The organism is Amycolatopsis sp. NPDC005232, assembly GCF_040607795.1.
Lineage (GTDB): Bacteria > Actinomycetota > Actinomycetes > Mycobacteriales > Pseudonocardiaceae > Amycolatopsis.
Genome location: NZ_JBEXHL010000001.1, coordinates 125,295 through 139,175 on the forward strand (window position 1 = coordinate 125,295; position 13,881 = coordinate 139,175).

Genomic DNA, 13,881 nt, shown 5'->3' on the forward strand with positions numbered 1-13,881 from the left:
GTCGGATCAGTTTTCAGAACAGGGGTGTCACTGGCGTTCGAGGACGACGGCGAGCCCCTGGCCCACGCCGATGCAGATCGCGGCGACGCCGTAGCGCCCGCCCGTCTGCTGCAGCCGGTAGGCGAGCGTGCCGAGGATCCGGCCGCCCGACGCGCCGAGCGGGTGCCCGATCGCGATGGCCCCGCCGTGGACGTTCATGAGCTCGGGGTCGAGCTCCTTCCACTCCTTGAGGCACGCCAGCGACTGCGCGGCGAACGCCTCGTTGAGCTCCACGGCCGCGACGTCGCCCCAGCCGATACCGGCGCGCTCGAGCGCGATCTCGGCCGCACGGACCGGGCCGACGCCGAAGACGTTGGGCTCGACGCCCGCCGCACCCCGGCCGGCGATCCGGGCCAGCGGCGCCTTGCCGAGCCGCTTGCCGGCGGCCTCGTCGCCCAGCAGCAGCGCGGAGGCACCGTCGTTGATCGGCGACGAGTTGCCGGCCGTGACCGTGCCGCCGTCGCGCTTGAACGCGGGCTTCAGCTTCGCCAGCTTCTCGACAGTGGAGTCGGGGCGGATGCCCTCGTCGCGCGTCAGCTCGACGCCCTCGACCGGCACCACGTGGTTGTCGTAGAAGCCCTCGTCCCACGCGCGGGCCGCATTGACGTGGCTGCGCACCGCGAACTCGTCCTGCTCCTCGCGCGTGATGCCGTAGCGCTCGGCGAGGTATTCGGTGGAGTCGCCGTTGGAGATCACGTACTCCTGCGGCATGGCCGGGTTGACCATGCGCCACCCCAGCGCCGAGTTGTACAGCGTCTGGTTGGCAGCGGGGAACGCCTTGTCCGGCTTGGCCATCACCAGCGGTGCGCGGCTCATGGACTCCACACCACCGGCGGCGATCAGCGACGCGTCGCCCACCTGGATCGTGCGGCTGGCCTGCATCACGGCGTCGAGACCCGAGCCGCACAGCCGGTTGAGCGTGCCGCCCGGCACAGTCACCGGCCAGCCCGCGAGCAGCGTGGCCATGCGCGCCACGTTGCGGTTGTCCTCACCGGCGCCGTTGGCGTCGCCGAGCAGCACCTCGTCCACAGTGGACGGATCGAGATCGTTGCGCTCGACGAGCGACTTCAGCACGGTGGCGGCGAGGTCGTCGGGACGCACCTTCGCCAGCGCGCCGCCGTGGCGGCCGAAGGGGGTGCGGATCGCGTCGAACAGGAATACGTCGCTCATTCGCCGGCCTTCTTCAGAGATCGGAGCAGGGTCAGTTCTTCGTCGGTGGGCGCCGGGGTGGTCTTGAGGTCCGCCGACACCTTCAGTTTCCACCCGGTGGCCGCGATCGCCTGCTCGACCTCGATGCCGGGGTGCAGTTCGGTGAGTGTGAGCTCGGCGGTCTCCGGGTCGGGCCGCATGAGGCCGAGGTCGGTGACCACCAGCGTCGGGCCCGCGCCGGGGAGGCCGAGCTTCTCGCGGTCGCCCTTGCCCGTGCCGTGGCCGAACGAGGTGATGAAGTCGACCTTGTCCACGAACGCGCGCGGGCTCTGCCGCAGCACGATGAACACCTCCTTGCAGGAGGCGGCGATCTCGGGCGCACCACCCGCGCCGGGGAGGCGGACCTTCGGGTCGTGGTAGTCGGACCCGATCACGGTGGTGTTGATGTTGCCGAACTTGTCGAGCTGCGCCGCGCCGAGGAAGCCGACGTCGATGCGCCCGGGCTGCAGCCAGTAGTTGAAGACCTCGGGCACGCTCACCACGGCGTCGGCCGTGTCGGCCAGCTCGCCGTCGCCGATCGACAGCGGCAGCCGGGTCGGCTTCGCGCCAAGACAGCCGGATTCGTAGATCAGCGTGAGGTTCGGCGCGTGCGTGCGCCGCGCCAGGTTGGCGGCGGTGCTCGGCAGGCCGATGCCCACGAAGCAGGACATGCCCTCGCCGAGCGCACGCGCCGCGGCGATGCTCATCATCTCGTCGGCGGTGTACTCGCTCATGCCTTCACCCCGGTCAGCTCGTTCAGCCACTTGGTGAACTCGTCGCGGTCGCGTCCGATCAGGTCCCACGCCAGGTAGGCGGAGTTGTCACGCTCGTAGTAGCCCGCGGCGTACGACGGCTTCGCGCCACCCGGCACCTCGGCGACGGCGGTGACGGCCCACGTGGGCAGCACGAGCGCGCCCGGCTTCGGCTCCAGTTCGTCGACGACCTCTTCCACGGTGACCAGCGACCGCTTCGCCGCCAGCACCGCTTCCTTCTGCACGCCGGCGATGCCCCACAGCTGCACGTTGCCCGCGCGGTCGGCGCGCTGCGCGTGCACGATCGTGACGTCGGGGTTGAGCGCCGGGACCGCCGTGAGCTGCTCACCGGTGAACGGGCAGGTGATCGGCTTGATCGTGTCCGTCTGCGCCGGCAGGTCGGTGCCCGTATAGCCGCGCAGAACCGCGAACGGCAGGCCGGACGCGCCGGCGACGTAGCGGTTGGCCATGCCCGCATGGCTGTGTTCCTCGATCTCCAGCGGCACCGGCCAGCTGTGCTGCACGGCGTCGCGGAACCGGTGCAGGGAGCCGACGCCCGGGTTGCCGCCCCACGAGAAGATCAGCTTGCTCGCGCAGCCCGCGCCGATCAGCTGGTCGTAGACGATGTCGGGGGTCATCCGCACCAGCGTGAGGTTCTTGCGCCCCTGCCGGATGATCTCGTGCCCGGCCTCGACCGGGATGAGGTGCGTGAACCCCTCGAGCGCGACGGTGTCCCCGTCGTGCACCAGCTCGGCGACTGCCTCGCCGAGCGACAGCACCCTAGCCATCGCGAGCCTTTCCGTCCTGGATCTCGACCGCGCCCGCCAACACTAAGTGTTCGCATCGCGCACACAAGTTCTTGATATGAACATAGCACGAACCGACACCCCGACGCGAGGCCCCGAAACCCGCCCGAGAACACCCGGAAACACAGAAAGGCTCCTCCCCCAACGATCTCAGGGGAGGAGCCTTCAGCAGGAAATTCAGCCGACCGTGATCAACCGCGACCCGTGGGCCGGCACCGCGGTCGCCGTCCACGAACCCGAGAACGAGCCCAGATCCGCCCGCGCCACCAGGTCACGCACCGCGCGCGAACCCGACAGCCCCAGCGACGACCAGCTCACCGAGATGTTCGCCGCCGAAGAACCCAGGTTGTAGACCGCCACCGCCTGCTTCCCGCCGGGCAGCTGCTTCTTCCACACCTGCAGCGTCCCGCCCGCGACCTGCGCCGGGTACGTACCCGACTGATCGACGGAGATCACCTCGGGGTTCGTGAGGACGCGCACAGCCGAATCGTCCAGGAAGTACACGTCACCACCGACGTACAGCGGCGAAGACGCCATCGACCAGAACGTCATCACGCTCTGCCGCTCGGCGTCGTTCAGCCCGTCCTGGATCCCGCTCCCGGTGTTGTTCGAGATCGGCATCGAGTCCAGGTCCGGCCGGTAGCCGGCGTTGAACACGCCCTGCCACGCCGGCAGGTCGTCCCAGCGCTTCTTCACCGAGCTGTCCCACGAAGACACCGTCTCGCAGTAGCACTCCACATCGGTGTCCACGCGCACGCTGTTCGCGTACGGCGCCAGCCCCGGTCCCGCTTCGCGCGGCACCGGCCAAGCGCTGGCCGTCAGCCACATCGCGCGCCCGGAGCGGTCGATCGCCTTCGACCACGCGGCGATGTCGGGCACGTTGTCCGCCGTCGTGCCGTCGACCTTCAGGAAGTCCACGCCCCACGAAGCGAATTTCGCGACCACGGAGTCGTAGTACTTCTGCGCGCACGGGTTGCTGTAGTCGACCTTCCAGTTGCCGCCCCACATGTTCGACGGCGTGAGCGGCAGCACCACGATGTCGCGCGTGTGGCAAGAAGTCCCGACGATCGGCGCGTTCTTGTCGTAGACCTCCTTGTCGAGCCCGGTCGCCGCGTACAGGCCGATCTTCAGGCCCTTGCCGTGCACGTACGACGCCAGCGGCGCGATGCCGTTCGGGAACCGCCCGGGATCGGGGTCGGCGATCCCGTTGGCGTCGCTGTGGAACACCCAGTCGAAATTCGCGTTCCAGCCCGCGTCGAGGTTGATGTTCGTGTACCCGGCCGACTTGAGCTTGGCCGACACGGCGTCGGCCGCGTCGCGGATGTGCGAGTCGACCAGCCAGCCCGTGCCGTAGGTCGGCCGGGTGGACGACTGGACGCTCCAGCTGCTCCAGCCCATGAACGGCGTCACGAACGTGGTCTTGGCCTGCGCCGCGGGCGCGGCGAGGGTCCCGGTCAGGACGAGGACGGCGGCTACCGTCCACAGTCGACGGAGTGTGGACTTCATCGGTCACGCTCCCGGTGGGGTGGGGGATTACTCCTTCATCCCGCTCGCCGCGATGCCGCGGACGATGAACCGTTGCGCCACCAGGAACATCGCCACGAGCGGGGCGATGGTCACGAGCGCGCCGGCGAACAGGGCGGGCAGGTTGATCGTCTGCGCGGTGAGGAACGTCGAGAGCGCGATCTGGGCCGTCCACGACGACGGGTCCTGCCCGATGACCAGCGGCCACAGGAAGGAGTTCCAGCTCTCGATGAACATCAGCGCGCCGAGGGAGGCGATCATGCTGCCGGAGTTGGGCAGCACGAGCCGGCGGTACACGCCGAGGTACCCGAGTCCGTCGAGCCGGCCCGCCTCCTCGATCTCCGCCGGGAACCGCAGGTAGAAGTTGCGGAAGAGGATCACCGTGAACGCGCTGAACAGGTTCGGCGCGATGATGCCCCACTCCGTGTTCACCCCGCCCATGGCGCCGACGACCACGAACGTCGGCACGAACGTGACCGACTGCGGGATCATCAGCGTCACCAGCACGTAGGTGAACACCGCGCGCCGGCCCGGCACGTTGATGCGCGCCAGCGCGTAGCCCGCCATCGAGCCGAACATCGTGCCCACCGGCGCCGTGATGATGGCGATGACGAACGAGTTGAGCAGCGCATGGGCCATCGGCACCGACGCGTCGGCGAACAGATCGCCGAAGTTCAGCCACGACAGCGGGTCGGGCAGCCACGACCACTCGGGCGAGGCGACCTGCGCGCGCGTCATCAACGCGTTGCGCACCATGATGTAGAACGGCAGCAGGAAGATCAGCACGAGCACGGTGGCCAGCGCGTACTTCGGCACGCGGCCCCAGCCGGCCGGGCGGCGTTCCCGCACCTTCGCCGGCGCCTTGGCGGTCAGCACGGCCATGTCAGTCCTTCTTCCCGAAGCCCACGAACTTCCCCTGCAGCAACGTGATCGCCACGATGATCACCGTCAGCAGGAACGCGCCCGCGGAACCGACGCCGTAGTTCTGGTCGCCCAGCGCGGAGTCGTAGAGGTACACCAGCGGCGGCTTCACAGGCGCGGTCGCCGTGCCCGAAAGACCGGTGCCGAACAGGTTGTAGAACTCGTCGAACGCCTGGAACGCCGCGATGAGGATGAGCAGCAGCACCGCCACCGACGTGTTCCGCAGCTGCGGCAACGTGATGTAGCGGAAGGCCTGCCACTTCGACGTGCCGTCGAGCTCACCTGCTTCGTAGAGCGAAGGCGAGATCGCCTGCAGGCCGGCGAGGAACAGGATCATGTACAGCCCGACCTGCAGCCACAGCCGCAGCGTGACCACCGCGACCCAGTACACCGGCGGGCTCGTCTCCGACAGCCACGCCACGGGGTCGGCGCCGAACAGGCCGCCGATCACGTTCGCGACCCCCGAGGGCAGGCCGTTGAACAGCGCCATCTTCCACACGAGCGCGGCGACCACATAGGACACCGCGCCGGGGATGAGGAACACCGTGCGGAAGAACGCCCTGCCGCGGCGGATGCTGTTGACCAGCACGGCCAGCCCCAGCGACGCGACGAACGTGACCGGCACGATGAACACCGTGAACAACGCGATGATCAGCAGCGAGTCGCGGAACGCGGGGTCGGACAACAGGAACGTGTAGTTGTCGAAGCCGATCCACTTGCCCAGCGAGATCGTGCCGCGCGCGTCGTTGAACGAGAGCAGGAAGCTCCACGCGATCGCGACGTACTTGAACACGCCGAGCCCGATCACCACCGGGGCGGTGAGCAGCGTGAACGCGCCGACCGCGCGCCAGTCCACCTTCCGGCGGCGCCGCTTGGCGGGCGCCGCCGGGGTCCGGGTCGAAGGCGACAGGGCCGCCGGGGACGAGACGGCCATGTCAGTCGAGCTGCTTGTCGACTTCGGCCTGGGCGCGCTTCGCCGCGTCGCCGAGCTCGGCGGCGGGGTCGGCCTGACCGTTGGCGATCTTCGTGGCCGCCTGCAGGAACAGCGTCGCCGACGCCTTGTTCCACAGCCCCGAGTACGACAGCCCGTTCTGCTGCGAGATCGTGACGGCGTCCTTCGCCGCACCGCTGGAGAACTCGGTGGTCTGCGCCGCGACCTCCTTGCGCGCCGGGATGTGGAAGCCGTACTTGACGCACCAGTCCTTCTGCAGGTCGGCCTGCTGGACCCACAGCCAGTTGATGAACTTCTTGGCGGCGTCGAGGTTCTTGCTCTTCGCGTTGGCCAGCTGGTACCAGCCGCCGACGCGCGCGACCTGGCGGCCGGCGTCGCCGAACTTCGGCCACGGCACCACGCCGAAGTCGTCGCCGAGTGCCTTTTTGATGTCCGGCAGCGACCACAGGCCGCCCCACTGCATCGCGGTGGCGTTGTCGGAGAAGGCGCCGGGGTCGGACCAGTCGGTGGGGTAACCCTGCAGCAGGCCACCCGTGTCGTGCAGCTGCTTGAGGCCCGCGATCGCGGCGACGGCCTCGGGGGTGGCGAACGCGATCTTCTTGCCACTGGCGTCGAAGAAGTCGGCGCCCGAGGACCACAGCAGCAGGGTGGCGGCCTCGCCGACACCGTCGGTGCCGACGTAGAGGCCCTTCTGCTTGCTCGTGGTGAGCTTGCGCGTCGCGTCGAGCAGCTCGGCGAACGTCGTCGGGGGCTTGACCCCGGCCGCGGCCAGCACGCTCTTGCGGTAGTACAGCATCATGACGTCGTCGATCGTCTTGACGCCGTAGATCTTGCCCTCGACGGTCGCGGTGTCCAGCGCGGCCTTGGAGAAGTCGCCCTTGACCGGGTCGACGATGTCGTCGAGCGGGGCCAGCAAGCCGTTCTTCACGTTCTGGTAGCGAAAGTCGCCGATCTCGAACAGGTCGGGGGCGTCCGCGGTGAGCATGGCGGAGTTGAGTTTGGTCTCGTAGTCACCGGCGATCCAGCTGACCTTGATCGCGATGTCCGGATTGGCCTTGGTGAACTCCTGCGCGTAGCGCTGCACCGCCTGCTGCGTGCCCGATTCGCCGTACGCGTGGTACCACTGGTTGAGCGTGACCTTCGCCCCGCCCGCGGCACCGGAGTTCTTGTTCAACGGGTCGGAGGTGCAGCCCGCCAGGGCGGCTCCCCCGGCGAACAGCACGGAGCCGACGAGGAAGCTCCTGCGCGACAGGTTTGGGGACGGGGCCATGACTTCTCCTCACAAACGGTCGGACACGAAAAGACTCTGAACGGCGACAGCGGCGGCGCCCCGTGCCCATTCCTCGAACGGCAGCGGCCGGATCACCAGGCCGCACCGCGCGGCACTGCCGAAGGCCTGCTCCGCGAACGTGCGGCGGATCTGGTCCTCGAACAGGTCATAGGTGGCCACACCCTCGCCCGAGACGACGACCCGTTCCGGGCCGAAAAGGTTGACCAGCGCAGCGAGACCGAGCCCGATCGCGTGGCCCGCGGTCGCGAAGACGGCCCGCAACGGCTCGTCCCCCGCCCGCGCCCTCGCGACGGCCTCGTCCAGCGTCAGCGCCGGATCCCCCGCGACCCGGCGCGCACTCGCGACGATCGCCTCGGTCGACGCGATCGCCTCCACACAGCCCGTGCCACCGCAGTGGCAGGCCGGGCCGTCGGCTCCCATGCCGGCGACCGGGACGTGCCCGATCTCGCCGGCCACCCCGTGCGCGCCGCCGACGAGCCGGCCGTCGAGCACGAGGGCGCTTCCTATGCCGGTACCCACGGTGACCAGCGCGAACGACGAGGCGCCGACGCCTTCGCCGAACCACTGCTCGGCCACGGTGAGCGCCTTGACGTCGTTCTCGAGCGTGGTCGCCAGGCCCGTGCTCTCCTCCAGCAACTCGGCCAGCGGCACCTCACGCCAGCCGAGGAAGGGTGAGTAGCGCACGACGCCGGTGTCGCGGTCGACGTCGCCCGAAATCGCGACGCCCAGGCAGTAGGCCCGGTCGCGGAAGCTGGTGGCACCGTCGGGCGCCGAGCCGGCCAGCAGCTCGGCGACGAGGTCGACGAGCGCGCGCACCACGTGGTCCACGTCGTGGCTGGTCAGCGGGTGGTGTTTGGCCACGCGGATCTGGGCCTGCAGGTCGGTGACCACGCCGATCAGGTCGTCGCCGGTGATCTTGACGCCGATGAAGTACTCGCGGTCGGGCCGGATGGCGAGCGGGCTGGCCGGCCGGCCGGCGCCGGGCGCGGTGCGTTCGGCGGAAGCGAGCTCTTCGAGGTAACCGGCTTCGATGAACGGGCGCGCGGCCTTCGTGACGGCGGCCGAGGAGAGGCCCGTGCGGCGGGCGACGTCCACGCGGCTGACCGGACCCTGGGTCAGCACCGTGGTGAACACGGTGGCCGCGGCGGGACTCGTGATCGGCGCCCTTGCCGGTGCACTGCGTGGCATGCGCGGAACCGTACGACGGATAAATTAACTTCGTCAAGAATTTATTTTTCCGCTGGTCATCCCTACGCTCTGACCCATGTCCGTGGAATTCGACGTCGATCACCGGCTGTGGCTGCTGCGAACCCCCGAGTCGGCGTACGCCTTCCGGCTCGACGAAGTCGATCAGCCGCGGCAGGTGCACTGGGGCCCGCCGCTCACGCTGGAGCAGGCGGCGCAGATCGCGAGCCGGCGCAATCCCGTGGACTCGAGCTTCGACGAGCCGGGCGACGACCGGCCCGAGCTGGCGACCGAGGGCGGTGCGTTCTTCGGCGTGGCCGGGCTGTCGGTGCGGTTCGCGGACGGGACGCAGGCCGTGGAGTGGGCGTACGCCGGATACGACACCGCGCACGACGTTGGAGACCGGCTGGTCGTGCGGCTGAAGGATCGGCACTACGGCCTCGTAGCGGAATTGCACTACGCCCTCCGTGGTGACATCGTCGAGCGGCACGTGGTGCTGCGCAACACCGGAACCGAGCCGATCTCCTTGCTACGCACGGATTCCGCGGCCTGGACGCTCCCCCGGCGCGACGCCTACCGCGTCTCCCACACGACGGGTGCGTGGAGCGCGGAAGCCCGGCTGCTGCGGGAAACCCTGCCAGTCGGCGAGACGACGCTGACGAGCCGGCGCGGGGTTTCCAGCCACCAGGCCCAGCCCTGGGTGATGCTCGACGACGGCACCACCACCGAAACGCGCGGCGAAGTCTGGAGCACGGCGCTGGCGTGGAGCGGCAGCTGGCGGATCACCGTCGAGCGCTCGCACACCGGCCGCGTGACGTGGACCGGCGGGTTCGGGCACGAGGGCGTGCAGTGGTCGCTGAACCCGGACGAGACCTGGGAAACGCCCGTGTTCGCCGGGTTGTACGCGGCCGGCGGCTTCGGCGGGGCGAGCCGGCGGTGGCACTCGTACGTGCGCACGTTCGTCCAGCCACACCCCGAAGAGCTGCGCCCGGTCGTCTACAACTCGTGGGAGGCCACGGGCTGGGAGGTCGACGAGCGCGGCCAGCTCAAGCTCGCCGCCATCGCCGCCGAGGTGGGCGCGGAGCTGTTCGTGGTCGACGACGGCTGGTTCGGCGCGCGCACCGGCGACACCGCGGGCCTCGGCGACTGGACCGTGAACCGCGAACGCTTCCCCGAGGGGCTCGGCCCGCTCGTGACCGAGGTGCACCGGCTCGGCATGAGCTTCGGACTGTGGGTCGAGCCGGAGATGGTCAATCCCGACAGCGACCTCTACCGCGCGCACCCGGACTGGGTGCTGCACATGCCGCACCGCGAGCGGACCACGCTGCGCAACCAACTCGTGCTCGACTTCGGCCGGCCCGAGATCGCCGACTGGGCGTACAAGTGGCTGCACCGGCTGGTCGCCGAGCACGGCATCGACTACCTCAAGTGGGACATGAACCGTGCGTTCACGGAGGCGGGTCCCGGCCGCGTCTGGGTCGACCACGTGCGCGCGGTCTACGGCGTGCTCGACCGGCTGCGGGCCGACCACCCGGCGCTGCGGATCCAGGCCTGCGCCGGCGGCGGCGGGCGCACCGACCTGGGGATCCTCGCGCGCACGGACGAGATCTGGGCCTCGGACAACACCGACGCGGCCGATCGCGTCAAGATCCAGCACGGCTTCTCGCAGGTGCTGCCCGCGGGCGCGATGGCCGCGTGGGTCACCGACAGCCCGAACCCGGTGACCGGCCGCGAGACGCCGCTCGAGTTCCGCTTCCACGTCGCGATGGCCGGCGTGCTCGGCCTCGGCGGCGATCTCACGAAGTGGACCGACGACGAGCTGCGCCGCACCGCCGAGCTCGTGGCTCTGTACAAGGAGATCCGGCCCGTCATACAGCACGGCGAGGCCTACCGGCTGGCCGATCCCGCCGTCTCCCCGCTCACCGCGGTGCAGTTCGTGCTCGACGACGACGTCGTGGTGCTGTTCGCGCGGCGCCCGCACGACCACGGCCGGCCGATCGTCACGCCGGTGCTCCAGGGCCTCGACCCGGACGCGGTCTACCACGATGTGGGAACCGGAACCACGCACCACGGAGCCGTGCTGACGACCCACGGCCTGCTCATCGACCTGGCCGGCACTTCCGCCGCGAGCGTGCTCGTGCGGCTGCGGCGCGAACCTCGCTAACGGGCCGCTCCACCCATTAGGCTGCCGACGTGCCCGATCGCCCCCTCATCGCCGTGACGCGCTGGATTCCCGACGACGCGGTGAAGGTCCTCGCCGACGCGGGAGAAGTGCGGGTGTCCGAACTCGACCGTCCGCTCACGCCCGAGGAGCTGCGGTCGTTCGTGGCCGGGGCGTCGGCGATCGTCTCGATGCTGCACGACCGGATCGACGCGTCCGTGGCCGAAGCGGCCGGGCCACAGCTGGCCGTGGTGGCGAACGTGGCCGTGGGCTACGACAACGTCGACGTGCCGGCTCTGGCCGCGCGCGAGGTAACCGTGACCAACACCCCCGGCGTGCTCACCGACGCGACGGCGGACCTGGCGTTCGGGCTGCTGCTGGCCGTCACGCGCCGGCTCGGTGAGGGCGAACGGCTGCTGCGGGCGCGGCAGCCGTGGTCGTTCCACCTGGGGTTCCTGCTCGGTTCGGGGTTGCAGGGCAAAACACTCGGCATCGTCGGGCTCGGGCAGATCGGCCGCGCGATGGCCACGCGGGGAGCGGCGTTCGGGCTGCGGACCGTCTACTCGGGACGGTCGGCGAAACCCGACTTCGACGGCGAGTTCGTGCCGTTCGACGAGCTGCTGCGCCGTTCGGACTTCGTCTCGCTGCACTGCCCGCTCACGCCGGAGACGCGCCACCTGATCGACGCGGCGGCGTTGCGCGCCATGAAACGCACCGCGTACCTCGTGAACACCACGCGCGGCCCGGTCGTCGACGAGGCGGCGCTGGCCGACGCGCTGGAGGCCGGCGAGATCGCGGGCGCCGCGCTGGACGTGTTCGAGCGCGAGCCCGAGGTCGAATCGCGGCTGCTGGAGCGCGACGACGTCGTGGTCATGCCGCACCTGGGCTCGGCGACCGTGGAGACGCGCACCGCGATGGCCGTGCTGGCCGCCCGAAACGTGACCTCGGTACTCGCCGGGGAAGCACCGCTGACGGAGGTCTTGTGTTGATTGTTACCAATCCGACTACAGCCACGGCGGGAACAGTTGCCCGCCGCGGTGACGTCCAGCTGCGTACCCGCCTGCTTCCGGTCGGATTGGTAACGCCGTGACTCGTGTCGTCATCGCCCCGGACAAGTTCAAGGGCAGCCTCACCGCGGTCGCCGCGGCCGAGGCCATCGCCCTCGGAGTGCGCGACGCGCTGCCCGACGCCGACATCGCCGCCTGCCCCGTCGCCGACGGTGGCGAAGGCACGCTCGAAGTACTGGAGAACGCGGGCGGCGAGCTCGTGCGGCTCTCGGTGCGCGGTCCGCTGGAGGATCACGTCGACGCGCGGTACGTGGTGCTCGACGGAACGGCCTACATCGAGTCGGCGCGCGCGTGCGGCATCGAGTTCGTGGACCCGACGCCGGAGACCGCGATGGCGGCGCACACGTGGGGCGTCGGCGAACTGCTCGGCGACGCGCTGTCCCGCGGCGCTTCCCGGCTCGTGCTGACGGTCGGCGGCACCGCGAGCACCGACGGCGGCGCCGGCATGCTGGCCGCGTTGGGCGCCGGGGTCTTCGACGCGTTCGACGCCCCCATCGGCCTCGGCGGCGGCACGCTCTCGCGCATCGCGAAGGTCGAATTGGGCCCGGCGCGCGAACGGCTGGGCACGGTGCCGATCACCGTCGCGACAGACGTGACCAACCCGCTCGTCGGCCCGTCCGGCGCCGCCGCGGTCTTCGGCCCGCAAAAGGGCGCACGGCCGCACGAGGTGACGGAGCTGGACACGGCGCTCGGCCGCTGGGCTCAGGCCCTGGTCAACGCGGGCGCCCCGGACGTTTCGGCGATCCCCGGCGCGGGGGCCGGCGGCGGTGTCGCGGGCGGCGCCATCGCGGGTCTCGGCGCCACGGTCGCGTCGGGCTTCGACCTCATCGCCGGCCTCACCGGCGTCGACACGGCACTGGCCGGCGCCGACCTCGTCATCACGGGCGAAGGGTCACTCGACTCGCAGAGCCTGTCGGGCAAGGCGCCCGCCGGCATCGCCGCCCGGGCCGGTCGCGCGGGCGTGCCACTGATGGTCCTGGCCGGGCGCATCCAGCTCGACGCCGCCGGCCTCGCCAGCCTGGGCGTGGTCGGCAGCAGCGCGCTCATCGACCACGCCCCGTCCCTCGACCACGCCCGCACGCACGCGGCCGAACTACTGCGCGCCCGCGCCAGCGACCTCGTGCGCACCTGGGCTGTGTCTTCGGCCCCGGCTCCGCCGGGGCGGCGAGATCGCTGAGTTGTCTGCCCCGGCTCCGCCAGGGCGTGCGAGATCGCCTTTGAGCCGGCTTCCGGATGGGGCGGTCGGATCGGCCGGGGGCCGATCGCACCGCCCCATCCAGAAGCCGGCGCGATCTCGCGCTGTGGTCACCCGCGTGCCGCTTCGCGTATAAAGCTGAGTTGCTCGGAAGGTCGGTCTCGCCGCTCGCTCCCGACGCTGGCGCGATCTCGCCGCCCCGACGAAGCCGGGGCAAAAATGCCACCCGGGCCAGGTACCCCGCCGACCACAGCGCGAGATCGCGCCGGTTTCTTCCCGCCCGATGTGGGCGGCCCCCCGGGCCGAACATGTCGGGCGGGAAGGAGCCGGCTCAAAGGCGATCTCGCACGCGGCGGCGGAGCCGACGCCAAAGACACAGCGATCTCGCACGCCCCGGCGAAGCCGGGGCCAAAGATTCAGCTCTGCTGCGGAAGAACAGCAAAGGCCACGTCGCCGGTTTCGTCCTGCTGGACGTCGAGGACCTTGTCGTCCAGGAGGGCGGCGGCCTGGGGTTCGAGGAAGACCTTCGCGCCGGCGTCGGTGCCCACGACGCGGTCGCCGTCCTGGGGAGAGGGGGCGACGGAAAGCGCGAGCTGAGCGCCCTCGCCCTCCTGCACGCTCTGGAGGGCGAACCGCAGCCCGCTCTCCTCGGCGCCTTGTTGAGCCGTCAGCGCGGAGATCGCCTCGGCGGCGGCTTCGGTCACGGTCAGCATCTTCGGCCTTCCCTTCGTCGCGGTCGGATGCGATGGGTTTTCACGCTAGGGGCGCCCGTTCGGCAGCGCAGCGTGAGTGGCGCCCTC

General features: G+C 70.4%; 12 protein-coding genes. 3 read left to right on the forward strand and 9 right to left on the reverse strand.

All coding sequences use genetic code 11. The features are described 5' to 3' along the window. Positions 1-27 precede the first annotated feature (27 nt). The 8 genes from ABZU76_RS00600 to ABZU76_RS00635 form a co-directional block, all read right to left on the reverse strand. A complete protein-coding gene (locus ABZU76_RS00600) occupies positions 28-1,209 on the reverse strand; it encodes a thiolase family protein (RefSeq protein WP_220237716.1) in 1,182 nt (393 codons plus the stop codon). Continuing rightward, the gene (locus tag ABZU76_RS00605; RefSeq protein WP_354863679.1) at positions 1,206-1,961 is read right to left on the reverse strand and encodes a CoA-transferase subunit beta; all 756 of its coding nucleotides are present in this window, start codon (positions 1,959-1,961) and stop codon (positions 1,206-1,208) included. The genes ABZU76_RS00600 and ABZU76_RS00605 overlap by 4 nt, the downstream gene beginning before the upstream one ends. Continuing rightward, the gene (locus ABZU76_RS00610; protein ID WP_354863681.1) at positions 1,958-2,767 is read right to left on the reverse strand and encodes a CoA transferase subunit A; all 810 of its coding nucleotides are present in this window, start codon (positions 2,765-2,767) and stop codon (positions 1,958-1,960) included. The genes ABZU76_RS00605 and ABZU76_RS00610 overlap by 4 nt, the downstream gene beginning before the upstream one ends. 195 nt (positions 2,768-2,962) lie before the next feature. Continuing rightward, positions 2,963-4,291: a glycoside hydrolase family 27 protein gene (locus ABZU76_RS00615; RefSeq protein WP_354863683.1), complete on the reverse strand. Its 1,329-nt coding sequence runs from the start codon at positions 4,289-4,291 to the stop codon at positions 2,963-2,965. A gap of 27 nt (positions 4,292-4,318) precedes the next feature. Continuing rightward, positions 4,319-5,191 carry a carbohydrate ABC transporter permease gene (locus ABZU76_RS00620; RefSeq protein WP_354863685.1) on the reverse strand — a complete coding sequence of 291 codons (873 nt, stop codon included), beginning with the start codon at positions 5,189-5,191 and terminating at the stop codon, positions 4,319-4,321. Between the two features lies 1 nt (position 5,192). Beyond that, a complete protein-coding gene (locus ABZU76_RS00625; RefSeq protein WP_354863687.1) occupies positions 5,193-6,164 on the reverse strand; it encodes a sugar ABC transporter permease in 972 nt (323 codons plus the stop codon). Position 6,165: 1 nt separating this feature from the next. Next, the gene (locus ABZU76_RS00630; protein WP_354863689.1) at positions 6,166-7,452 is read right to left on the reverse strand and encodes an extracellular solute-binding protein; all 1,287 of its coding nucleotides are present in this window, start codon (positions 7,450-7,452) and stop codon (positions 6,166-6,168) included. Between the two features lie 9 nt (positions 7,453-7,461). Continuing rightward, positions 7,462-8,661, reverse strand: coding sequence for an ROK family protein (locus ABZU76_RS00635; protein WP_354863691.1), 1,200 nt, complete (start codon positions 8,659-8,661; stop codon positions 7,462-7,464). A 76-nt stretch (positions 8,662-8,737) separates the two neighbouring features. Between ABZU76_RS00635 and ABZU76_RS00640 the strand changes: the two genes are divergently transcribed. The 3 genes from ABZU76_RS00640 to ABZU76_RS00650 all read left to right on the forward strand — a co-directional run bounded on the left by ABZU76_RS00640 (position 8,738) and on the right by ABZU76_RS00650 (position 13,063). Next, a complete protein-coding gene (locus ABZU76_RS00640; RefSeq protein WP_354863693.1) occupies positions 8,738-10,822 on the forward strand; it encodes an alpha-galactosidase in 2,085 nt (694 codons plus the stop codon). A gap of 29 nt (positions 10,823-10,851) precedes the next feature. Further along, positions 10,852-11,808, forward strand: a complete 957-nt coding sequence (locus tag ABZU76_RS00645; protein ID WP_354863695.1) for a D-glycerate dehydrogenase — start codon at positions 10,852-10,854, stop codon at positions 11,806-11,808. A gap of 97 nt (positions 11,809-11,905) precedes the next feature. After that, positions 11,906-13,063: a glycerate kinase gene (locus tag ABZU76_RS00650; protein WP_354863697.1), complete on the forward strand. Its 1,158-nt coding sequence runs from the start codon at positions 11,906-11,908 to the stop codon at positions 13,061-13,063. 434 nt (positions 13,064-13,497) lie between these two features. Here ABZU76_RS00650 and ABZU76_RS00655 read toward each other — a convergent pair whose 3' ends face one another. Then, positions 13,498-13,794, reverse strand: a complete 297-nt coding sequence (locus ABZU76_RS00655) for an iron-sulfur cluster biosynthesis protein (RefSeq protein ID WP_285969590.1) — start codon at positions 13,792-13,794, stop codon at positions 13,498-13,500. Positions 13,795-13,881 lie beyond the last annotated feature (87 nt).

Excerpts from the sequence above, each read along its gene's own strand:
- ABZU76_RS00600 (WP_220237716.1), bottom strand. The coding sequence starts at position 1,209 with ATGAGCGACGTATTCCTGTTCGACGCGATCCGCACCCCCTTCGGCCGC.
- ABZU76_RS00605 (WP_354863679.1), bottom strand. The coding sequence starts at position 1,961 with ATGAGCGAGTACACCGCCGACGAGATGATGAGCATCGCCGCGGCGCGT.
- ABZU76_RS00610 (WP_354863681.1), bottom strand. The coding sequence starts at position 2,767 with ATGGCTAGGGTGCTGTCGCTCGGCGAGGCAGTCGCCGAGCTGGTGCAC.
- ABZU76_RS00615 (WP_354863683.1), bottom strand. The coding sequence starts at position 4,291 with ATGAAGTCCACACTCCGTCGACTGTGGACGGTAGCCGCCGTCCTCGTC.
- ABZU76_RS00620 (WP_354863685.1), bottom strand. The coding sequence starts at position 5,191 with ATGGCCGTGCTGACCGCCAAGGCGCCGGCGAAGGTGCGGGAACGCCGC.
- ABZU76_RS00625 (WP_354863687.1), bottom strand. The coding sequence starts at position 6,164 with ATGGCCGTCTCGTCCCCGGCGGCCCTGTCGCCTTCGACCCGGACCCCG.
- ABZU76_RS00630 (WP_354863689.1), bottom strand. The coding sequence starts at position 7,452 with ATGGCCCCGTCCCCAAACCTGTCGCGCAGGAGCTTCCTCGTCGGCTCC.
- ABZU76_RS00635 (WP_354863691.1), bottom strand. The coding sequence starts at position 8,661 with ATGCCACGCAGTGCACCGGCAAGGGCGCCGATCACGAGTCCCGCCGCG.
- ABZU76_RS00640 (WP_354863693.1), top strand. The coding sequence starts at position 8,738 with ATGTCCGTGGAATTCGACGTCGATCACCGGCTGTGGCTGCTGCGAACC.
- ABZU76_RS00655 (WP_285969590.1), bottom strand. The coding sequence starts at position 13,794 with ATGCTGACCGTGACCGAAGCCGCCGCCGAGGCGATCTCCGCGCTGACG.